This is a genomic window from Acidovorax sp. GW821-FHT11A03 (assembly GCF_058809075.1).
The window spans coordinates 33800-53456 of the sequence record NZ_JBXASG010000008.1 but is presented as its reverse complement, the minus strand read 5'-3'; the positions used below and the strand labels follow the sequence as shown (position 1 = coordinate 53456).

The following is a 19657-nucleotide window of genomic DNA, read 5'->3' as shown; positions in this document are numbered from 1 at the left end:
CCCTGCGGGCTTTTGCAACGCCAGGCCCGCAGCGTGCAACATCACGCCCCATGGCCTACACCTACCTGTTCTTTCAACCCGCCCGGCTGCCGCTGCGCACGGAGGACCTCTCGCCCGACACCGTGCTGGTGCTGCGCGACATCGAGCACATCAAGGCATCGCTCGCCCAGGTGCTGCCGGGGCTGGAATGGGCCCTGCCCACCTGGGGCCATGCCACGGTGCTGGGCCACGGGGTGGAGTTCCACCTTCCCGAGAACGTCTCCGAAGGCCCGCTGGCCATGCATTGCTCGCTGCGCACCGACTACACCGCGTGGGTGCAGGCGCTGTGCGACACGCTGGGCTGGCTGGCCTTCGACGAAACGCCCATGTGCCTGCAGCCCCACGGGCCGCCCTTTCCCGCTTGACGCGCCGCGCGCGAAGCCCCGGTTCGACGCCGCCGCCCGGCGGGAACGGGAAGCCGCCCCGGCCCTCCAGCCAACCAGCCAGCCGGCAAACAGGCCTTCCTTGCGCGGCGACCGCCCCGCTCAGGCGCGCACGAACTGCGCCAGCGGCCGGCGCGGCGTGGCGGGCACCTCGCCCTGCGGGTAGCCGATGCGGCAGAACATCTGCACCGTGGCATCGTCCGCGCTGCGCGGCGCGGGCCGCCCCAGCACCAGCTGGTGCACGCGCTCGTAGTGCGGCGCCATCTCGGCGAACTCCTGCAGCGCCTGGCTCATGGGGTGCATGCCCACGCCCAGCGCCGTGGCCCGCAGCTGCAGGCGCGCGTAGGCCCGGCCCGCCTGGACCTGGTCGGCGCGCGTGTTACCGCCCGCGATCCACACAAAACCCATGGCCGTGCGGCTGTGGCCTTCGAAGCGGCCCATCGCGCTCTTGTAGGCCGCGCTGCCTTCGGCGGGCGGCGCCGTGCGGTCGAACATGCCCAGCGCCGCCACCGCCCGCACGAAGGGCGAGTTCAGGGAGATGCCGTCGCGGTGGCGCAGGATTTCGGAGGGGCCCACGCGCGTGAGGTGGATGCTCTCCATCATCGTGCGCGGGGTGAGCAGCTCGACCTGTGCGGATTCCCAGCACAGCGCGCGCAGCGGCCCCAGGCGGGCATCGTCCACCGTTCCCCCGGCCTGCAGCGGCGCCCCGGGGCGCTGGCTGGCCAGCAGCGCGGCCAGCACCTCGGGCGCCACGGGGCGGGCCGTGTCGAAGTCGCTCTTGGGCGTGCGGCGCTGCAGCACCTGCGCAAACAGCGGATCGGGCTGGCCCGCGGGCTGGAGGGTGACACGCGCCACGGGCCGGTCGTCCCAGGCGGTCAGCGCCTCGGGCAGCGGGCCCTGCGGCCACAGCTGCACCTCGCTGCCCGCGCCTTGCTGCGCCAATGCCAGCACCAGCAGCTCCAGGAACGCCCCGTGGCCGATCAGGATCTGTCGGCCCAGCGGGTCGGTGTGCGGCAGCACGCGCTCGCGGTCGGTGCGCAGGGTAATCACGCCGTCCTCGCGCAGGTCCACCACCCAGGGCTGCAGGTTGTGCGGGTTCGGCGCGGTGATGGCGTAGGCCACGGCGCGGCGGCGCACCTCGGTCTCGCCCACGGGGCCCTGCCAGGCCTCGACCGCCTCGGCGGGGTAGTGCGGGCCGGCCACGCCACACGCGGCCAGCGTGCCCGTGGCGGCGGCGATGGTGCCACCACCGGCCAATCGAATGAAGTTGCGGCGATGCATGGAGACGCTCCTTGGAGGGGTGAGAAAGACAGACACGGGTCAGGCCAGCGCGGCACGGCGCGCCTGCGGCGCCAGCAGCCCCAGGTCGGCGAGCGCCTGGCGCACCGCCTGGTCGAAGGGCGTGTGGGGTTCATCGCCGATGAGCGCGCGCAGGCGCGTGTTGTCCAGCCGGTGCGGCATGCTCCACAGGTAGCGCATGGCCGCCAGCGCGGCGAACGTGGGCGCCACGGCGCCCGCGATGCGCAGCAGCGGCCAGGGCAGCCGCCCTACCCGCAGCGCGCCGGCATCGGGCAGCCAGCCCTGTTCCGCGGCAATGGCCGTGAAGCTGTGCAGCCATTGCCGGGCGCTGGCGTGGTGCCCCGCGAAATGCAGGCATTCAAAGGCGGCCAGGCGATGCCGCTCCTGGGCCACGCGCACGAAGGCACGCGCCAGGTCGGGCAGGTAGGCCCAGGGCGTGGCCACGTCCAGCGGGCCGGGCCAGGTGATGCGGCCCCGGGGCAGCTCCCTGGCGATGGCCTGGTCGAGCCAGCTGCCCGTGCCGCTGCCAAAGAAGTCGCCCGCGCGCACCACCACCGCCCGCAGTCCGCCGTCCCGCGTGGCGGCGGCCAGGCGCTGCTCGAGCTGCACGCGCAGGCGGCCCTTGAAGCCGGTGGCGGCCTGGGGCGTGTCCTCGCGCAGCACGGCGGGCATGGCCTCGCCGAAGTTGTAGACGTTCCCGGGCAGCATGAGCGTGGCGCCCAGCGTGCGCGTGACGGCGACCGCCGCCTCCATGAGGGCGGGCGCCTCGTCGCGCCAGGCCTTGTGCGTGTAGGCCGGGTTGAGCGCATGCACCACCACCTGGGCGCCCCGGGCCTGCGCCGCCAGCGCGGGGGTGTCCTGCACCGCCGCGGGCAGCCACCACACGCCGGGGATGGCCGGCAGTGCCGCTCCCTGGGCGCCCGGCCGCACCTGCGCCAGCACCTGCCAGCCCGCCTGGGCGAAAGCGCGGGCGGCGGCCTGCCCCAGGCGGCCCCGGCCTCCAAGGATCAGCACGGTGGAAGCCGCCGGGGCGGCGGTGCTGGGCGTGGCGCTGGTGGTCATTGGGGGCCTTTGTGAAAAGAAGGAATGGGGTGATTGTGGAAATGCGCGGCGAACTACACAATTGCCTAACTTTTCATATCAGCAATTCATTTTTGAATAGCAAGGCCCGCAGAAACCGGAGCACGCCGCCGCCCCATGAATCAGACCTTCGACTGGAGCCTGGTGCAGTCCTTCCTGGCCGCGCTCGACCAGGGCAGCCTGCTGGGCGCGGCGCGCGTGCTGAACGCGAGCCAGCCCACCATCGGCCGCCACATCGCCGAGCTGGAGGCACAGCTGGGCGTGGTGCTGTTCGAGCGCACCGGGCGCGGGCTGCTGCCCACGGCCACGGCGCTCCAGCTGGCCGAATCGGCGCGCGCGATGGAGGCCGGCGCGCACCAGCTCGCGCGCAGCGTGTCGGGCGCGCAAGCCGGGGTGAGCGGCACCGTGCGCATCACCGCCAGCCAGCCCGTGGCCTGCGCGCTGTTGCCCCCCGTGCTCGCGCGCATGCGGCAGGCGCTGCCCGAGGTGCAGGTGGAGCTGGTGGCCAGCAACGAGGTCACCAACCTGCTGCGCCGCGAGGCCGACATCGCGCTGCGCATGGTGCGCCCCAGCCAGGCCAGCCTGGTGGCCAGGCGCATCGGCGCGGTGACCCTGGGCGCCTACGCCCACCGCGACTACCTGCGCCGCAAGGGCGTGCCGCGCCAGCCGGCCGACCTGCTGCAGCACGAGCTGATCGGCAACGACCGGCACGAGGACATTCCGCAGGGCTTCGCGGCCATGGGCTACCCGGTGGAACGCCAGCATTTCGCGTTCCGCACCGACGATCTCATGGCCTACTGGGCGGCCGTGCGCGCGGGCCTGGGCATCGGCTTCGTCGGCCGCTACCTGGCCCGCACCGATCCCGAGGTGGTGGCCGTGCTGCCCCTGCTGCCCCTGCCCGAGCTGCCCATCTGGCTCACGGTCCACCGCGAGATCCGCACCAGCCGCAGGATCCGCGCCGTGTATGACTTCCTGGCGCACGAGGTCCCGGGGATGCTGTGAGCATCCGGCAACGCCACACGGCTGCTAGCATCCCATTTCCGTTTGTCCACCGCGCCCGAGGAACCCCGTGATCCACTTCCCCATCGCCCTGCGCTTGCGCGCTCCACGCCCGCTGCGGCACACGTGCCTGGCCTGCCTGGCCGTGCTGTGCAACGCGGCCCCGGCAGCCCTGGCCCAGGACACCTCGCGCATCACGCGCGTCACCGTCTATCCGGGCAGCGCCACCGTGGAGCGCGTGGCCAAGGTGCCCGCCGGCGCGCGCAGCCTCACGCTGGCCTGCCTGCCCGCGTCGCTGGATGCGCAAAGCCTGCAGATCAACGCCGACCCCGGCGTGCGGGTGGGCGAGTTCAATGTGCTCACCGAAGACCGCGATGTGGTGGCCGCCTGCGCCAGCCCCCTGGACGGCCGCATCCGCGAGCTGGAGGACCAGATCGCCGGCGTGAAGGCCGAGGCCTCGGCGCTGCAGTTGGTGGATAGCTACCTGCGCGGCGTGGCCCACGCGGGGCCCGCCCCCGGCGATGCGGCGGCGGCGGGCCGCACCGGCGGCCTCGCCCCCGCACCCGCGCAGATCACCGCGACGGCCGAGGTGCTGCGCAAGTCCGGGAAGGACAGCTTTGCGCGCGCGCACCAGCTCCAGCGCAAGCAGGAATCGCTGGAACTGGCGCTCAAGCCCCTGGTGGCCGAGCGCGAGCGCGTGGCCAGCCAGCGCGCGCGCGTGGTGTCGGTCACCATCAACCTCGCCACCGAGCGCGAGGCCGAGTTGCGCCTGTCCTACCAGGTGCGCGGCCCGGGCTGGCAGCCCACCTACCGCGCCACGCTGGACGCCGGCCAAGCCAAGGTGCTGGTCGAGCGCCAGGCGCTGGTGGCGCAAAACAGCGGCGAGGACTGGGGCAACGTGCAGCTGACCCTTTCCACCGGCCAGCCCGGCCGCGCCACCCAGGGCCGCCTGCCGCGCGCCTGGACGCTGGACGTGGCACCGCCGCCGCAGCCCGTGGCCGCGGCGGCCCCCATGATGGCCATGGCCCCGCCCGCCCCCGCGCCCGCGGCCCGCGCGCGCAATGTGGCCGAGGAGGCCATGCCCACATTCGACGTGAGCGCCACCGACAAGGGTTTCGCCACCGAATTCGCGGTGCCGCAGCGCATCACCGTGCCATCGAGCGGCCAGCGCGTGACGCTGGCGCTGGGCAGCCACGCCGCGCCCGCCACGCTGATCACCCGCACGGCCCCCGCCGTGGAAGAAGCCGCCTACCTGGTGGCCGACATCGCCCAGCCGCCCGGCGTGTGGCCCGCGGGCCCGGCGGGCCTGTACCGCGACGGAGCGTTCGTGGGCAGCGGGCGCATCGACTTCGGCACGCCCAGCCCGGGCGCTCCGGCGGGCAGCACCAGCCTGTCGTTCGGCCGCGATGAACTGGTCACGGTGCGGGCCGAGCCCGCGCAGGACCTGACCGGCAGCACGGGCTTCACCGGCTCGCGCACCGAGCGCAAGACCCGCCGCGCCTACAGCGTGGAAAACCGCCACAAGACCGGCATCACGCTGCAGGTGCTGCATGCCGCGCCGGTCTCGCGCAACGAGAAGATCGAGGTCGAATCGCGCTACCATCCCCAGCCCGCCGACATGGCCTGGAACCGCACGCCCGGCACCGTGGCCTGGCAGCAGGCCCTGGGCGCGGGCGCCACGGCGCAGTTCAGCGCCGAGCACACGATCCGGTATCCCAAGGATGTGGAGCTGCAAGAGCGCCAGTAAATGATGAGGCACCCCCTGAGGCGCTTCGCGCCTTCACCCCTCTCTCGCTGCGCGGGAAGGGGACGCACCCGGTGGCCTGGCAAAGCCAGTTTCACAGGTACGCTGGCCTTGTGCGCGCCAGCTCCATACGCCGTGGGTTGCACGAAGCACCGTTGATTGTTGATATGACCCCCAGCTCTCCTTCCGCCCACACACCCGCCCCCCGGCGCCCCACCGTGGCGTTCATGTTTTCTCACCCGGCCCACTTCATCGCCCTGGGTTTTGGCGCCGGGCTGTCGCGCGTGGCGCCGGGCACCGTGGGCACGCTGTGGGCCTGGCTGAGCTACCTGGTGCTGCAGCAATGGCTGTCGCCCCAGCACATGGGCCTGCTGATTGCAGGGAGCACCGTGGTGGGCTGGTGGGCCTGCACCACCACCGCCCGCAACATGGCAGTGGCCGACCCCGGCAGCATCGTGTGGGACGAGGTGGTGGCCTTCTGGCTGGTGCTGTGGCTGGCCATGCCCATGGGCTGGTGGGGGCAGCTCGCGGCATTCGCGCTGTTCCGCTTCTTCGATGCCGCCAAGCCCGGCCCCGTGGGCTGGGCCGACAGCCTGTTCAAGGGCTTTGGCTGGCGCGGCGGCTGGGGTATCTTGTGGGACGACTTTGTGGCAGCCTTCTGCACGCTGCTGGCCATTGCACTGTGGAGGTTCCTATGACAACCGCATCGCTATCGAATGAAGAGCTGCTGGCGCTTGATACATCAGCGCTGGAGGCCAATTTGACGCAAATTTCCCTGCGGCTGCTGAAACACAGCCACCTGCTGGCCACCGCCGAGAGTTGCTCGGGCGGCATGATCGCGGCGGCCTGCACCGACCTGGCGGGCTCCAGCCAGTGGTTCGAGCGTGGTTTTGTCACCTACTCCAACACCGCCAAGGTCGACATGCTGGGCGTGCCCGCCGCCCTGATCGAACAGGACGGCGCCGTGAGCGAGTCCGTGGCCCGCGCCATGGCCGACGGGGCGCTCACCCATTCCCAGGCGCAGGTCAGCCTGGCCGTGACCGGCGTGGCCGGCCCCACGGGCGGCAGCGATGCCAAGCCCGTGGGCACGGTGTGGTTTGCCTGGTGCGTGAATGGCGAAACCCACAGCGAGATGCAGCACTTTGCGGGCGACCGCGCCGCCATCCGCACGGCCACGGTGCGCTATGCGCTGCAGCGGCTGCTGGCCTGGTTGCCCGCCTGAGGCGGCGTTGCCTTGCGCCGTCTCACGCCGTTGATTCGCGTTGCCGCGGTACCGCACCGTCTGCGGCTTCCGCTTGGGCTATACGGTTGAACGCACATCCGCATGAGACGGCGCCCGCAGGCCGGTCGGCCTATGCGCGGCCGCGAAAAACACCGCGCCGCCTTGCAGGGATCGCTGCCAGCCCGAGCAGACCTGCCAGCAGCACCAGCCCCCACGACGAAAGCGTGGGCACGGCCATGGCCGCCCCCAGAGCCACGGCAAACACCCCCGACAGCAGGCCCAGGTTCTGCGGATTGCCGTGGGCGTCGCGCGCTCCCGTCACCTGCACGTCGACCGCCGGGAGCACCAGATTTCCCGCGCCCACGGTGAAGCTCTGCAGGTAGTGCGTGCTGTCCGTCCAGCTGCCGCCCGTGGGCGTCAGTACGGCAGCCAGGCCCGGCTGGTTGGGGAAGCTCAACACCGGCGTGCTGGCGGTGTCCATGGGTTCGCTGAAAGTGATCGTCAGCGTGAAGAGCTCCCCGGCGCGCAGAATGCTGCCGCCCCGCTGCGTGGTCAGGTCGCTGCGCAATACGGCGGTGCTGGGCGCGACCGCCAGGACGCTGGGGTTCCTGGTGTCGATGCTGAACACGCCCGTGAGTTCGAAATCGGTGTTCTTGTTGTCGGGGTCGTCCTTGCGCCCCACGCCGCCGGCGATCAGCACGTTGATGCTGTCGAACTGCTCGTCGCCATCGGCAATCGTCCAGGTCACTATGTAGCGGTTGCGGTTCGCCCATGTGGATGTGACATTGCCGAGCGTGAGCGGCGTGCCACCCGTGTTGGTGAACACCAGGTTCGTGCACAGATAGTTGAGCGGCACCCCATTGGGGCACCCGCCATAGTCGCTGGCAATGTCATACCGGATAACGAATGTGACGGTTTTCCCGATGTCGGCGTCGGTGAGGACATGGCCGCTGCCGGCCGGGTGCACCAGGATGCCGCCATCGATGACACCCTTCATGTCGACGACATGCGGGGGAGGGATGTAGAGAATCTCGAACACGTCGGCCTGAAAGCCGGGGGACTGGACCGCGCCCACGGTGTCCTTCGCGCCGCTGACCGCCACGTCCACCGGGCTGATGTTCACGACCATGCTGGCGGTGCCATAGTTCTGCCGGAACGTCGTGGCATCGAGCCAGGTCGAGGTGGTGGGCACCAGAAACGCCCCGGGGTCTTCACCCACCGTGGGAAACGAGATGACAGGATTGACGGCGGTGTCCATGGCGACGTCGTAGGTCACCGTCAAATGAAAGGCGTCACCGCCCGACACCGGGGAGTCGCTGGGCACGACCGATACCATCGCCGGAGCCGCCAGCACAAACGGTGCCGCCAGGCACAGGCACCACGGCAGCAGCAGCCGTGCCATCAGCCGGCCCCGCCCCCTTGAAATCACGCCCACCCCAAGCCCCGCCCCGCCTGTACAGGCCATCTCTGTCGTACCCACAACCATTCCTTTTTCGGCCCACAGGGCCTGTTTCTTTTTTTCGCGCCGAGCACCTTGCCGAACCACCGGTGGAATTCAGAACCTGCGAGGGAAAACCCGGTGCCACGCGGGGCCGCCGCGCACCGCGCCCCAGGCTGCTGCCGGCTGCATGCGGACACCCCGGGGTGCCACCGCGCGAGCCGGCCGTCAGTGTAACTTTACGTAAGCAAAGACGATCCGGCGGCGGCCCGCGGCGCGAACTGGGGCACCCGGTCGCCAACGCGCCCCTCGCGCGCACCCACCACCGCGTCCACCGCCAGCGCGCTCTTGCGCTGCAGCGCTGCGGTGTAGCATGGGCGCACCTCATTCGCGGCGCACACCATGCACTGGTTCCAAGGATTCAACACCCAACGTATCGCCACGGGCGGGGCAGATATCTTTGTGCGCACGGGCGGCAACGCCGAGGGGCCGCCGCTCTTGCTGCTGCACGGCTTTCCGCAAACGCATGCGCTGTGGCACCGCGTGGCGCAGCAACTGCAGCACGACTACTTTTTGGTGATGCCCGACCTGCGCGGCTATGGCGACTCGTCGCACGCCCCCGGCCTGCCCGGCCACGCCAACTACAGCAAACGCGCGATGGCGCAGGACATGGCCGAGGTCATGACGGCGCTGGGCCATGAGGCGTTCTTCCTGTGCGGCCACGACCGGGGCGGCCGCGTGGCGCACCGCCTGGCGCTGGACCACGCGGCGCGCGTGCGCAGGCTGTGCGTGATCGACATCGCGCCCACGCTCGACATGTACGCCCGCACCGACATGGATTTCGCGCGGGCCTACTACCACTGGTTCCACCTGATCCAGCCCGCGCCGCTGCCCGAGACCATGATCGGCGGCAACGCGCGCGCCTACCTGCACGCCAAGCTGGGCGGCTGGGGCAGCGCGGGCCTGGCCCACATCGAACCCCAGGCCCTGGCCGACTACGAGCGCTGCTTTTGCACGCCCGAGGCCATCCACACCGCGTGCGAGGACTACCGCGCCAGCGCGGGCATCGACCTGGACCACGACCGCACGGGCCGCGCGCAGGGCGAGAAGATCGCCTGCGACACGCTGGTGCTGTGGGGCGAGCACGGCGTGGTGCACCGGCTGTTCGATCCGCTGGCACTGTGGCAGGCGCAGTGCGCGGGCGCCGTGACCGGCCAGGCCGTGCCCGCCGGGCACTTCATCCCCGAGCAATTGCCCGAGGCCACGGCCGGCGCGCTGCGCGCCTTCATGCGCTGACGGCGCGGGCCCGGGCCGCGCACGGACCACAATCGCCGCGGCAGGCGTGCATTTGTTCACGCAGGCCCCGGCCGGCGCCTGCCGCCGGGCACGCGCAGGGGCTCCGGCGTTCCTAGAATCCGCCGCTTCGCAGCTGCGGAATCCGTTGCGAACGCCTGTGCGCAGGCACCCCGTTTTCCGCAGCGCCCCCCAAAACAAGCCCTGCCGATTGCGCGACCATGCCCCCTTTCACCGCCACCCAGAACCAACTGCTCACCGAGCACCTGCGCAGCTTTCTGCACGGCATCGAGCCCGAGGCGCTGGAGCTGCTGCGGGCCCACCTGGAATGGGTGGAGGTGCCCGGCGGCAGCACGCTGATGGCGCAGGGCGAGCCGGGCGAATCGATGTACCTCACGGTGAGCGGCCGCCTGCGCGCCTATGTGCGTGGCGACGACGGCCACCAGCGCCGCGTGGCCGACATGGGGCGCGGCCAGGTGATCGGCGAGATCAGCCTGTTCACCGATGCCCCCCGCGCCGCGACCGTGGTGGCCGTGCGCGACTCGGTGCTGGTGCGCCTGACCAAGGACGTGTTCAAGACCCTGCTGGCCAGCAGCGCGCAGGTGTCCATCGCGCTCACGCGCCAGATCATCCAGCGCCTGCAGTCCGGGACGGCCGCCAACGTGGCCGCGCTGGAGCGCCCCGTGGCCATGGGGCTGCTGCCGATCAGCGCCGGGGTGGACCTGCAGGGCTTCGGCCAGGGCATGGCACGCCAGCTGGGCCTCATCGGCCGTGTGCGCGTGGTGGATTCCGCCACGGTGGACGCCGAACTGCGCGAGGCCGGCATCGCGCAGCGCGAGGGCGCCGACGCCACGGCCAACCGGCGCATCGCCATGCTGCTCGACGAGATCGAGGCGCGCAACGACTTCGTGCTGCTGGTGGCCGACCCCGAGCCCACGCCCTGGACCCGCCGCGTGAGCCGCCACTGCGACGAGCTGCTGCTGCTGGCCGACGCGCAGGCCGAGCCCGCCCTCCACGCCATCGAGGAGCAGTGCCTGCTGCGCCGCGCGCCGCTGGCCGAGGCCGCCGAGATCCTGGTGCTGCTGCACCCGGCCGGCACCCGGTGCCCGCAAGGCACCCAGCGCTGGCTGGACCGCCGCCCCGTGGCCGACCATCTGCACGTGCGCCCCGCCCTCGACCGCGACATGGCGCGCCTGGCCCGCATCCAGAGCCGCACGGCCGTGGGCCTGGTGCTGGCCGGTGGCGGCGCGCGCGGCTTCGCGCACCTGGGCGTCTACCGCGCGCTGCAGGAAGAAGGCGTGGAGATCGATTGCGTGGGCGGCACCAGCATCGGTTCGGTGATGGCGGCGTACGTCGCCTCCGACCAGCCTCTGGAGGCCGTGATGGCCAATGCGCGCGAGGCCTTTCGCACCAACCCCACGGGCGACTTCAACCTGCTGCCGCTGCTGTCGCTCATCAAGGGCCGGCGCCTGCGCCACATCCTGCACGCGGCCGTGGAGCGGCTGGTGGGCTTCCCCGCGCAGATCGAGGACCTGTGGAAGAACTACTACTGCGTGGCCACCAACTACTCCAAGGCAAGCGAGCAGGTCGTGCGCCGGGGCAGCCTGGTGAAGTCGCTGCTGGCCAGCATCTCCATCCCCGGCGCGCTGCCGCCCGTGGTGCACGAGGGCGACTTGCTGTGCGACGGCGGCACGTTCAACAACTTTCCGGTGGACGTGATGCGCGGCATGCGCGGCGTGGGCACGGTGATCGGCGTGGACCTGAACTTCAGGAAGCCCCGGCGCATCGACCTGGACGACGTGCCCACGAGCTGGGCCCTGCTGCGCGACAAGCTGCGGCCGCGCGCCAAGCGGCGCTACCGGCTGCCGTCGCTGGCGAGCTACCTGATGAACGTGACCATCCTGTACAGCATGTCGCGCCAGCGCCAGTCGCAGCAGCTCACCGACCTGTACTTCAACCCGCCCATGGACCGCGTGGGCATGCTGCAGTGGAACCGCTTCGAGCAGATCGTGCAGCAGGGCTATGCGCACGGTACCGAGGTGCTCGACGCGCTGGATGCCGTGCGCCGCCAGCGCATCGGCGGGCTGCGGGCGGCCTGAGAAGCAGCCCGCGCGGTGCGCGGGTTTCAAATCAAAAAAGGCCGCGGCGCTTGCGTGACAAGCGCCAATTGCTATTTATTTAATAGCAAACCGACCGATAGAGACCGGGACTCAGGTCGCCCCGTGGCACTTCTTGTACTTCTTGCCGCTGCCGCAGGGGCAGGGGTCGTTGCGGCCCGGCTCGGGGGCCTTGCGCACCGTTTCCACGCGCGGGCCCATGCTCTTCCAGATCTGGCGCAGGTCGTACACGGCCCAGATGGCTTCGCCGAAGGCCTCGACGCGCGCCTGGCTGGTGCTGGGCGGGCCGTCCTCGCTGTACATGCAGACCTCGGGCTTGCCGGTGTCGTCCTCGGTCAGCGCGACGATGCTGTCCAGCGCGTCGTCCAGCCACCGGGCGGCCTCCTTGTCGCGCGGGGCGGCCCAGTCCTCGGGCCAGTTCTCCACCGCGAACATGAAGCCCAGGGCCCAGACCTGGCCGAAGGACGGGATTTCCTGGTCGTCGCCCATCTCCGCGCGCTGCTCGTCGGTGAGGCTGGCCACCGCGCCGCGCATGTCCATGGCCTCGGGCTGGAAGGTGCGGTCGTCATCCAGCGTTTCGACCTTGGTGTCCAGCTGCGCCACGATCTCGTTCCAGCGGCGGTCCCACAGCGCGAGGAAACGCGCCTGCTGGGCGGCATCCGCGAAGGCGGGCAGCAGCGGCAGGGGCTCGCCCTCGGCCACATCGAGCTCGGCGCCGTCGCCCAGCAGCATGGGCAGGTATTCGGCGGGGGCGATGGGGCGGCGGCTGCAGATCACGGCGGTCATGAAACCGTCGCAGAACTCCCACTGCGGGATTTCCTCGCCGCGCGAACGCAGGTCGTCCAGGATGTTGTCGATCTCTTCGAGTTCGTCGGGGCCCAGCCCCAGGGGGGCGGCGGCAGGCGTGGTATCGGTCATGGCAGGGCTCCGGTCAATCGCTCAGGGGCGAGGAAGAACAATTTTTTACTTCTATGATGCTGCGCAGGTCCGCCGCTTGCGGCCGGGCCTGCGAAAAGGCGGCCAGTGTAGCCCTCTCGCCGCCTTGCGCCCGGCATCCCGCAGAATCAGGACCCCCATGATCCACCAACTCAACTCCCTGTACCCGGTGCGCTACACGGCCTTCGCGCTGTGCGTTTTCGGGCTGCTGCTGTCGCTGTTCGCGCTGGTGGCCTTTAGCGTGGGACTGCCCGTGGTGCTGGTGTTCGCCGCCCTGGTGGCCGTGGGCGTGTACGACCTGCAGCAGTCGCGCCACGCCATCCTGCGCAACTACCCGGTCATCGGCCACATCCGCTTCATGCTCGAATACGTGCGGCCCGAGGTGCGCCAGTATTTCATCGAAAGCGACAGCGAGGCCGCGCCGTTCTCGCGCGCGCAGCGCTCGCTGGTGTACCAGCGCGCCAAGGGCGACCCGGACAACCGCCCCTTCGGCACCCACCTGGACGTGGGCGCGCAGGGCTACGAATGGGTGAACCACTCGCTCGCGCCCACGCAGCTGCCGTCGCACGACTTTCGCGTGTGGATCGGCGGCAGCCCGGACGCGCCATCGCGGTCCGTCTCACCCTGCACCCAGCCCTACCACGCGAGCGTGTTCAACATCTCGGCCATGAGCTTTGGCGCGCTGTCGGCCAACGCCATCCTGGCGCTCAACCAGGGCGCCAGGAAGGGCGGCTTCGCGCACGACACGGGCGAGGGCAGCATCAGCCAGCACCACCGCGTGCACGGCGGCGACCTGATCTGGGAGATCGGCTCGGGCTACTTCGGCTGCCGCAATCCCGACGGCACGTTCAGCGAAGAGCGTTTTGCGGCCAACGCCACCGACCCGCAGGTCAAGATGATCGAGCTGAAGCTGAGCCAGGGCGCCAAGCCCGGCCACGGCGGCGTGCTGCCCGGGGCCAAGGTCACGGCCGAGATCGCGGCCGCGCGCGGCGTGAAGGAAGGCGAGGCCTGCATCTCGCCCGCCAGCCACAGCGCCTTCCGCAACCCGGTGGAGATGATGCAGTTCATCGCCAGGCTGCGCACGCTCTCGGGCGGCAAGCCCACGGGCTTCAAGTTCTGCCTGGGCCACCCGTGGGAGTGGTTCGCCATCGTCAAGGCCATGCTGGTCACGGGCATCACGCCCGACTTCATCGTGGTCGACGGCGCCGAGGGCGGCACCGGCGCGGCCCCGGTGGAGTTCAGCGACCACGTGGGCGCGCCGCTGCAGGAGGGCCTGCTGCTGGTGCACAACACCCTGGTGGGCGTGAACCTGCGCGACCGCGTGCGCATCGGCTGCGCGGGCAAGGTCATCAGCGCCTTCGACATCGCCCGCATGATGGCGCTGGGCGCCGACTGGTGCAACGCGGGGCGCGGCTTCATGATGGCGCTGGGCTGCATCCAGGCGCAAAGCTGCCACACTGGCCACTGCCCCACGGGCGTGACCACGCAGGACCCGCTGCGCCAGCAGGCCCTGGTGGTGCCCGACAAGGCCACGCGCGTGGCGCAGTTCCACCGCAGCACGCTGCACGCGCTGCAGGAGCTGGTGCAGGCCGCCGGCCTCACCCACCCCAAGGACATCACGGCCCACCACATCGTGCGCCGCATCAGCGACACCGAGGTGCGCCTCTTGTCCAACCTCATCACGCGCATGCTGCCCGGCGCGCTGCTGGGCCCGCTGGACGCGCAGCACAACGTGTTCCGCCTGTACTGGCCCCTGGCCAGCGCGCACAGCTTCCAGGCCAGCGAGCCCGCGCTGGAGCCCTCCATCCCGCACCATGTGGAGCTGGTCCATGCGGCGGCGGCAGGCACCGCCGCCGCGGTGGCAGGGGACGCGGCCGTATGACGATGGACCCCCCCGGGGACACCCCCGACTACGGCGCCTTCCTGCAGCAGCACCTGGCCACGCAGCCCCACGCCGTGATGGCCCACGTGCTGGGCGGCGAACAGATCTGGATCAAGCGCGCGGGCGCGCCCCACGGCACGGGGCGCTACCGCGCCATGGCCGCGCTGGCCGGCCTGCTGCGGCTCCCGGTGCTGCGCCCCGTGCCCAACCCCGGCGGCACCGCCGCCATCGCCACCGAGGTGCGGCGCCTCACGGACCTGGCGGCGCGGGGTGTGCGCGTGCCCGTGGTGCTGGCCGCGCAGCGAGATGGCTTCGCGATGCGGCACCTGGGCCGCACGGGGGAGGAGACCCATTCGCTGGGCAACGAGATCGACCATGCCGTGCAGGCGGGCGACACGGCGGCCGTGCTGGCACTGTGGCAACAGGGGCTGGACACACTCGCCCATGTGCACCGCCAGGGCACGTGCCTGAGCCAGGCCTTTGCGCGCAACCTGGTGCGCTGCCCCGATGGCGAAGTGGCCTGCATCGACTTCGAGGACGATCCTGCGTCCGTGCTGCCGCTGCCGGTATGCCATGTGCGCGATGCGCTGTGCTATGCGCATTCCACGGCCATCTATCTGCACCAGAGCGGCACGCTGGGCGAGGGGCGCGAGCTCTGGGCGGCGTGGGTGGCGCGGGGGAGCACGGAAATGCGGGAGGTGCTGGCGACCAGCGTTCGCCGGATGGGGTGGATGCGGCAACTGCCTGCGAGCCGCAAGCTGGGGCGGGACTTGCAGCGGGTGCGGGCGGCGTATGACTTGCTGGCCCCCTGAGCCCCGCGCGAGCGGCCGGGTCGCCCAAGGGCGAGAGAAGAGGTCGCGCGGCCGTCCTTAATACGCCGTAGGCATTGGCTGACAGGGCCTTGCGGGCGGCGCACCTATCGTGCAGGCAGGTGCGCCGCACCCTTCAAGACCTCCGCAATGCCCAACTCCTCTGCCGCCGCTGCCCTGCCCGAACCCCACCCCGCCGCGGCGCCGCCTCCCCCCACCATGAAACCCCGCCGCAGGCGCCCGCCGACCCTTTCCCTGGCCGCCTGGAAACAGTTCATGGCCGTGGCCCGCCCGTACTGGACGGGCGACCGGAAACGCACCGCCTGGGGTCTGCTCGCGCTCCTGGTGGGCCTCATGGTCTGCGAAACCCAGCTGGCCGTGATGCTCATCGACAAGACCGGGGAAATGACCTCGGCCCTGGCCGCGAGGCAGGCGGACCGGTTCTGGGCCGCCGTGCGCGCCTGCCTGGTGGTGCTGGCCTTCGCGGTGCCGGTGTACGCCTTCTACTACTACATGCGCGACGCCTTCTCCAACCACTGGCGCCGCTGGCTCACGCACCGGTTCCTGGACGGCTACCTGGGCGAGCGCCACTACTACGAGATCGGCGCGGGCAACGACATCGACAACCCCGACCAGCGCATCAGCGAAGACATCAACACCTTCACCGGGCGTTCCACGCACTTCCTGCTGATCTTCCTGGGCTCGCTCATGCAGCTCGTGGCGTTCAGCGCCGTGCTGTGGTCCATCTCGCACACACTGGTGGCCTTCCTGGCGGTGTATGCGCTCATGGGCACCTTCGGGGCGCTGTACCTGTTCGGCGCGCCGCTGATCCGGCTGAACTTCTGGCAGATCCGGCGCGAAGCGGATTTCCGCTTCGGCCTGATGCGGCTGCGCGAGAACGCGGAATCCATCGCCTTCTACCGGGGCGAACCGCAGGAGCGTGCGCAGATCGACCACCGGTTCGAGGCCGCGTTCACCAACTATGCACGGCTCATCAAGAAGCAGCGCTCGCTCAATCTCTACCAGCGCTCGTTCAGCCAGCTCACGCTGGTGCTGCCCAGCATCATCCTGGCTGGCCAGGTGCTGTCGGGCGAACTGGAGGTCGGGCGCGCGATCCAGGCGGCGGGCGCATTCGCCGCGGTGCTCACGGCCGTCTCGCTGATCGTCGACAACTTCGAGAGCCTGAGCCGCTTCGTGGCGGGCATCGACCGGCTGCACGCCCTGTCGCAGGTGGTGCTCAAGACTCCCGCCACGCCCACGCCCTGGGCCGAACAACCGGCTGCCGCGCCCTCCACGCCCCCGGCCGCACTGCCAGAGACGGAGGCCGCGCCCCCGCCGCAGATCGCCCGGTGCGCGGGGGACGCGCTGGCGCTGGAAGCCCTCACGCTGTACACGCCGCAGTTCGGCCGCCTGCTGGTGCAGGACCTGTCGCTGCGGCTGCAGCCGGGCGATGCGCTGCTCATCACCGGGCCCAGCGGCTGCGGCAAGAGTTCGCTGCTGCGTGCCATCGCGGGCTTGTGGCGCACGGGCAGCGGCACGGTGCGGCACCCGCCGATGGAAGAGGTGTTCTTCCTGCCGCAGCGCCCCTATATGCAGGTCGATACGCTGCGCAGCCAGATCATCTACCCCAGCAAGCAGACGGAACTGCCCGACGAGCGCCTGCTGGAACTGCTGCAGGAGGTGCACCTGGAATCCCTGGCCGGGCGCGTGGGCGGGCTCGACGCCACGCATGACTGGGAAAAGCTGTTGTCCACCGGCGAACAGCAGCGCCTGGCCTTTGCGCGGGTGCTCGCGCATGCCCCGCGCATCGTGGTGCTGGACGAGGCCACGAGCGCGCTGGACAGCGCCAACGAAGCCGCGCTCTACGAGCGCCTGCGCGCCAGCGGCACCACGCTGGTCAGCATCGCGCACCGCCCCGCCGTGCTCCGCCACCACACACACGTGCTGGAGCTGCGCGGCGAGGGGGCATGGCAGGTGCACGCGGCGGGCGACTTCAGCTTCGAGCGCTGAGCACCACCGCCGCGGGCCGGGGCCTGTGCGCCCCGCCGTGCGCGGCCTCCGTCAGGCCAGGGCAGACGCTGGCTCGGCGGCGGGCTGCAGCACCAGCGCCGTCGCCACGTGCGCATCCAGCGCGAGCAGCCGCTTGCGCATGCAGACCACGGCCTTGTCCTTGCTCAGCAAAATCGCCCGGTGCGCGGCGGCCAGGTCGATGAACTTCTGGTCGTCCGCGTCCTTGCACACATAGGCCACCTTGGGCGCAACATCCACCAGCTGCACCTGCACATCAAACGCGGACAGCACCTGCGCCGCGTCCACGCGGTAGTAGTCCATGCGCTCTGCGATGTGCGGGTAGGCCAACACCCGCTCCAGCTCATCGCGCATGACCTGCGTGGCGATCCATGACAGGCGCCCCTGGGCCAGCAGCGTGCGCAGCGGCGCGGTACGCGGGTCGCTGAAGATCAGCAGGTCCAGCGCCACGTTGGTGTCCACCACCACGGGGCGCGCGGGCTCGCCCTCAGCGGCCTCGGCGGGCAGCGAAAGCTCAACCCGCATCGCGCGGGCCGCCGGCATCGGGCGCCTGGGGCGGCGCCTTGGCACCGCGGTCGCGCACCGCGCCCTTGATCATGTCGAAGCGGAACATGCGGCATTCGATGGGGCCGTTCCACATCGGCACGCGGCGCGACTCCTTCAGGCGCATCTTGCCGGGCAGCTTGAGGTCGGGCGTGAGCATCCAGGCCGTCCAGCCGCTGTAGTTCTTCTTCCAGTGCGCGGCCAGCTGGCTGAAGAACTCGCCGCCATCGTCGGTATGGGCTTCTTCACGGCCCACGGCCAGGCCCTGGGCACGGTCGGCCGCGCGCTCGCTGGCATTGCGGCCCGCGGCACCGGCCGCGGCGATGCGTTCGCCGTACGGGGGGTTCAGGAGCATCACGCCGGGCTGCTCGCACGGCGGCATGCGCTGCAGCGCATCGCCTCCGCGCAGCTGCACGGCGCCCGCCACGCCGGCGCGCTCGGCATTGCGCTCGGCGAAATCCACCATCCGGAAGGCGACGTCACTGCCAAAAATAGGTACAGCGCTTGTCTGTATTGCGCCTTCAGCTTCATTTTTAATAGCAGACCAGACATGGGCCTGGTAGGGCAGCAGTTTCTCGAACGCAAAGCGGCGCAGCCTGCCCGCCGGAATGCGGCAGGCGATCTGCGCGGCCTCGATGGCGATGGTGCCGCTGCCGCAGCAGGGGTCGTACAGCGGCTGGGGGTTGTCACCGTGCGGGTCCCAGCCGCTGGCGGCGATCATCGCAGCGGCCAGGGTTTCCTTCAGCGGGGCGTCGCCCTTGTCCTCGCGCCAGCCGCGCTTGAACAGCGGCTCGCCCGAGGTGTCGATGTAGATGGTGGCTTCGTCGGTGGTCAGGTGCAGGTGGATGCGCACGTCGGGCCACTGCGTGTTCACGTCGGGGCGCACGCCGCTCTTGGCGCGAAAGCGGTCGGCCACCGCGTCCTTGACCTTGAGCCCCGCGAAATTGAGGCTCTGCAGCGGGCTGTGCTGGGCGGTCACCTCGACCTTGAAGGTCTGGCGCGTGGTGAACCAGATTTCCCAGGCCACGTCGCTGGCGGCGGCGTAGAGGTCGTTCTCGGAGCGGTACGGGCGGTGCGCCAGCTGTACCAGCACGCGCTGGGCCAGCCGGCTGTGCAGGTTCAGCAGCAGCGCGTCGCGCCACGAGGCGCGCAGCAGCACGCCGCCCCGGCCCACCAGCAGGTCCTGCCCCGTGAGGCCGGTGATGCCATGCACCTCGTCGGCCAGGAAGCCCTCCACACCGGCGGCGCAAGGGAGAAAAAGTTGGAGTTGATTCATGACGATGGTGAGGATACGCGCTCGGAAAGTGCGTGTGAATCCGGCGCGCCGGCACGGGCCAGCAGCAACTGGCGGATGGAGTCCGGGATCGGCGCCACCTTGCGGTCGGCCTTGCCGATGAAAACGATGCCGATCTTGCCGCGCGCCACCTCTCGGCCCGAGGTCTTCTCGGTCATGCAAAAGACAAGGTCGAACCCATAGCGGTTGAAGTCCGCAGGCGCCATCTCCACGCGCATGGTCTCGCCGTGGAACCCCTCGGACTTGTACTGCGCCACGATGTCTCCGACCACGATGGACAGCCCGCCCACGTCGGCCTCGGGGTAGCCGAGTGACTGGAAAAACCGCACCCGGGCCTCGGACACGAGGCTCAGCAGCTGCGCGTTGTCCAGGTGCCCGCCCTGGTTGACGTGGCTGATGTAGATCTGCATTTCGGTGGCGAAACCGAAGTGCGCGGGAAGGTCGAAGACGATGCGGGCCATGGACGGGGTGGCGAAGTAAGGGGGAAAGACGGCAACGGAGCGGAAAAACGGGCCACCAGGCGCATGCGCCGCGCACACGCCCGCACGGCG

General features: G+C 70.6%; 17 protein-coding genes. 10 read left to right on the top strand and 7 right to left on the bottom strand.

The window, feature by feature from the left end; all coding sequences use genetic code 11:
* Positions 1-50: 50 nt before the first annotated feature.
* Positions 51-404 carry a hypothetical protein gene (locus tag AC1RVY_RS19960; RefSeq protein ID WP_218296772.1) on the top strand — a complete coding sequence of 118 codons (354 nt, stop codon included), beginning with the start codon at positions 51-53 and terminating at the stop codon, positions 402-404.
* A 120-nt stretch (positions 405-524) separates the two neighbouring features.
* On the opposite strand, the gene AC1RVY_RS19955 is transcribed toward AC1RVY_RS19960, so the two are convergent.
* Together AC1RVY_RS19955 and AC1RVY_RS19950 are read right to left on the bottom strand one after the other, a co-directional pair.
* Positions 525-1703 carry an Acg family FMN-binding oxidoreductase gene (locus tag AC1RVY_RS19955; RefSeq protein ID WP_218296771.1) on the bottom strand — a complete coding sequence of 393 codons (1179 nt, stop codon included), beginning with the start codon at positions 1701-1703 and terminating at the stop codon, positions 525-527.
* 39 nt (positions 1704-1742) lie between these two features.
* Positions 1743-2783: an NAD-dependent epimerase/dehydratase family protein gene (locus AC1RVY_RS19950; protein ID WP_492807870.1), complete on the bottom strand. Its 1041-nt coding sequence runs from the start codon at positions 2781-2783 to the stop codon at positions 1743-1745.
* 135 nt (positions 2784-2918) lie between these two features.
* On the opposite strand from AC1RVY_RS19950, the gene AC1RVY_RS19945 reads away from it, so the two are divergent.
* From AC1RVY_RS19945 to AC1RVY_RS19930, 4 genes are all read left to right on the top strand, one after another.
* Positions 2919-3803, top strand: a complete 885-nt coding sequence (locus AC1RVY_RS19945; protein ID WP_492807869.1) for a LysR family transcriptional regulator — start codon at positions 2919-2921, stop codon at positions 3801-3803.
* Between the two features lie 67 nt (positions 3804-3870).
* Positions 3871-5547 carry a DUF4139 domain-containing protein gene (locus tag AC1RVY_RS19940; protein ID WP_492807868.1) on the top strand — a complete coding sequence of 559 codons (1677 nt, stop codon included), beginning with the start codon at positions 3871-3873 and terminating at the stop codon, positions 5545-5547.
* A 164-nt stretch (positions 5548-5711) separates the two neighbouring features.
* Complete coding sequence (locus tag AC1RVY_RS19935; RefSeq protein WP_218341206.1) at positions 5712-6242, top strand: phosphatidylglycerophosphatase A family protein; 531 nt, start codon at positions 5712-5714, stop codon at positions 6240-6242.
* On the top strand, positions 6239-6766 hold the full coding sequence (locus tag AC1RVY_RS19930; RefSeq protein ID WP_218296767.1) for a CinA family protein: 528 nt from the start codon (positions 6239-6241) through the stop codon (positions 6764-6766). Before AC1RVY_RS19935 ends, AC1RVY_RS19930 begins: the two co-directional genes overlap by 4 nt.
* A 130-nt stretch (positions 6767-6896) precedes the next feature.
* On the opposite strand, the gene AC1RVY_RS19925 is transcribed toward AC1RVY_RS19930, so the two are convergent.
* Entirely contained in the window at positions 6897-8168 is a 1272-nt protein-coding gene (locus AC1RVY_RS19925) for an IPTL-CTERM sorting domain-containing protein (RefSeq protein WP_492807867.1), read from the bottom strand.
* A gap of 438 nt (positions 8169-8606) precedes the next feature.
* Here AC1RVY_RS19925 and AC1RVY_RS19920 point away from each other — a divergent pair, with 438 nt between their 5' ends.
* The gene (locus AC1RVY_RS19920) at positions 8607-9500 is read left to right on the top strand and encodes an alpha/beta fold hydrolase (RefSeq protein WP_218296766.1); all 894 of its coding nucleotides are present in this window, start codon (positions 8607-8609) and stop codon (positions 9498-9500) included.
* Positions 9501-9718: 218 nt separating this feature from the next.
* Complete coding sequence (locus AC1RVY_RS19915; RefSeq protein ID WP_218296765.1) at positions 9719-11596, top strand: patatin-like phospholipase family protein; 1878 nt, start codon at positions 9719-9721, stop codon at positions 11594-11596.
* Positions 11597-11707: 111 nt separating this feature from the next.
* On the opposite strand, the gene AC1RVY_RS19910 is transcribed toward AC1RVY_RS19915, so the two are convergent.
* Entirely contained in the window at positions 11708-12532 is an 825-nt protein-coding gene (locus tag AC1RVY_RS19910; protein WP_369643606.1) for a UPF0149 family protein, read from the bottom strand.
* A 157-nt stretch (positions 12533-12689) separates the two neighbouring features.
* Here AC1RVY_RS19910 and AC1RVY_RS19905 point away from each other — a divergent pair, with 157 nt between their 5' ends.
* From AC1RVY_RS19905 to AC1RVY_RS19895, 3 genes are all read left to right on the top strand, one after another.
* Positions 12690-14432 (top strand): FMN-binding glutamate synthase family protein, encoded by a 1743-nt coding sequence (locus tag AC1RVY_RS19905; protein ID WP_218296763.1) that lies wholly within the window; start codon positions 12690-12692, stop codon positions 14430-14432.
* Positions 14429-15244 carry a BUD32 family EKC/KEOPS complex subunit gene (locus AC1RVY_RS19900; RefSeq protein ID WP_492807866.1) on the top strand — a complete coding sequence of 272 codons (816 nt, stop codon included), beginning with the start codon at positions 14429-14431 and terminating at the stop codon, positions 15242-15244. Before AC1RVY_RS19905 ends, AC1RVY_RS19900 begins: the two co-directional genes overlap by 4 nt.
* Positions 15245-15391: 147 nt before the next feature.
* Entirely contained in the window at positions 15392-17251 is a 1860-nt protein-coding gene (locus tag AC1RVY_RS19895) for an ABC transporter ATP-binding protein/permease (protein ID WP_492807865.1), read from the top strand.
* A gap of 51 nt (positions 17252-17302) precedes the next feature.
* Here AC1RVY_RS19895 and AC1RVY_RS19890 read toward each other — a convergent pair whose 3' ends face one another.
* From AC1RVY_RS19890 to AC1RVY_RS19880, 3 genes are read right to left on the bottom strand one after another with little or no spacing between them, the layout of a single operon-like run.
* Positions 17303-17794, bottom strand: coding sequence for a putative toxin-antitoxin system toxin component, PIN family (locus AC1RVY_RS19890; protein WP_492807863.1), 492 nt, complete (start codon positions 17792-17794; stop codon positions 17303-17305).
* A complete protein-coding gene (locus tag AC1RVY_RS19885) occupies positions 17784-19088 on the bottom strand; it encodes a THUMP domain-containing class I SAM-dependent RNA methyltransferase (RefSeq protein ID WP_218296759.1) in 1305 nt (434 codons plus the stop codon). Before AC1RVY_RS19885 ends, AC1RVY_RS19890 begins: the two co-directional genes overlap by 11 nt.
* Positions 19085-19567 (bottom strand): acyl-CoA thioesterase, encoded by a 483-nt coding sequence (locus AC1RVY_RS19880; protein WP_492807862.1) that lies wholly within the window; start codon positions 19565-19567, stop codon positions 19085-19087. The genes AC1RVY_RS19885 and AC1RVY_RS19880 overlap by 4 nt, the downstream gene beginning before the upstream one ends.
* Positions 19568-19657 lie beyond the last annotated feature (90 nt).

Coding starts and splice junctions, on each gene's coding strand:
- AC1RVY_RS19960 (WP_218296772.1), top strand. CDS start 51: ATGGCCTACACCTACCTGTTCTTTCAACCCGCCCGGCTGCCGCTGCGC.
- AC1RVY_RS19955 (WP_218296771.1), bottom strand. CDS start 1,703: ATGCATCGCCGCAACTTCATTCGATTGGCCGGTGGTGGCACCATCGCC.
- AC1RVY_RS19950 (WP_492807870.1), bottom strand. CDS start 2,783: ATGACCACCAGCGCCACGCCCAGCACCGCCGCCCCGGCGGCTTCCACC.
- AC1RVY_RS19945 (WP_492807869.1), top strand. CDS start 2,919: ATGAATCAGACCTTCGACTGGAGCCTGGTGCAGTCCTTCCTGGCCGCG.
- AC1RVY_RS19935 (WP_218341206.1), top strand. CDS start 5,712: ATGACCCCCAGCTCTCCTTCCGCCCACACACCCGCCCCCCGGCGCCCC.
- AC1RVY_RS19930 (WP_218296767.1), top strand. CDS start 6,239: ATGACAACCGCATCGCTATCGAATGAAGAGCTGCTGGCGCTTGATACA.
- AC1RVY_RS19925 (WP_492807867.1), bottom strand. CDS start 8,168: ATGGCACGGCTGCTGCTGCCGTGGTGCCTGTGCCTGGCGGCACCGTTT.
- AC1RVY_RS19920 (WP_218296766.1), top strand. CDS start 8,607: ATGCACTGGTTCCAAGGATTCAACACCCAACGTATCGCCACGGGCGGG.
- AC1RVY_RS19915 (WP_218296765.1), top strand. CDS start 9,719: ATGCCCCCTTTCACCGCCACCCAGAACCAACTGCTCACCGAGCACCTG.
- AC1RVY_RS19910 (WP_369643606.1), bottom strand. CDS start 12,532: ATGACCGATACCACGCCTGCCGCCGCCCCCCTGGGGCTGGGCCCCGAC.
- AC1RVY_RS19905 (WP_218296763.1), top strand. CDS start 12,690: ATGATCCACCAACTCAACTCCCTGTACCCGGTGCGCTACACGGCCTTC.
- AC1RVY_RS19900 (WP_492807866.1), top strand. CDS start 14,429: ATGACGATGGACCCCCCCGGGGACACCCCCGACTACGGCGCCTTCCTG.
- AC1RVY_RS19895 (WP_492807865.1), top strand. CDS start 15,392: ATGCCCAACTCCTCTGCCGCCGCTGCCCTGCCCGAACCCCACCCCGCC.
- AC1RVY_RS19890 (WP_492807863.1), bottom strand. CDS start 17,794: ATGCGGGTTGAGCTTTCGCTGCCCGCCGAGGCCGCTGAGGGCGAGCCC.
- AC1RVY_RS19885 (WP_218296759.1), bottom strand. CDS start 19,088: ATGAATCAACTCCAACTTTTTCTCCCTTGCGCCGCCGGTGTGGAGGGC.
- AC1RVY_RS19880 (WP_492807862.1), bottom strand. CDS start 19,567: ATGGCCCGCATCGTCTTCGACCTTCCCGCGCACTTCGGTTTCGCCACC.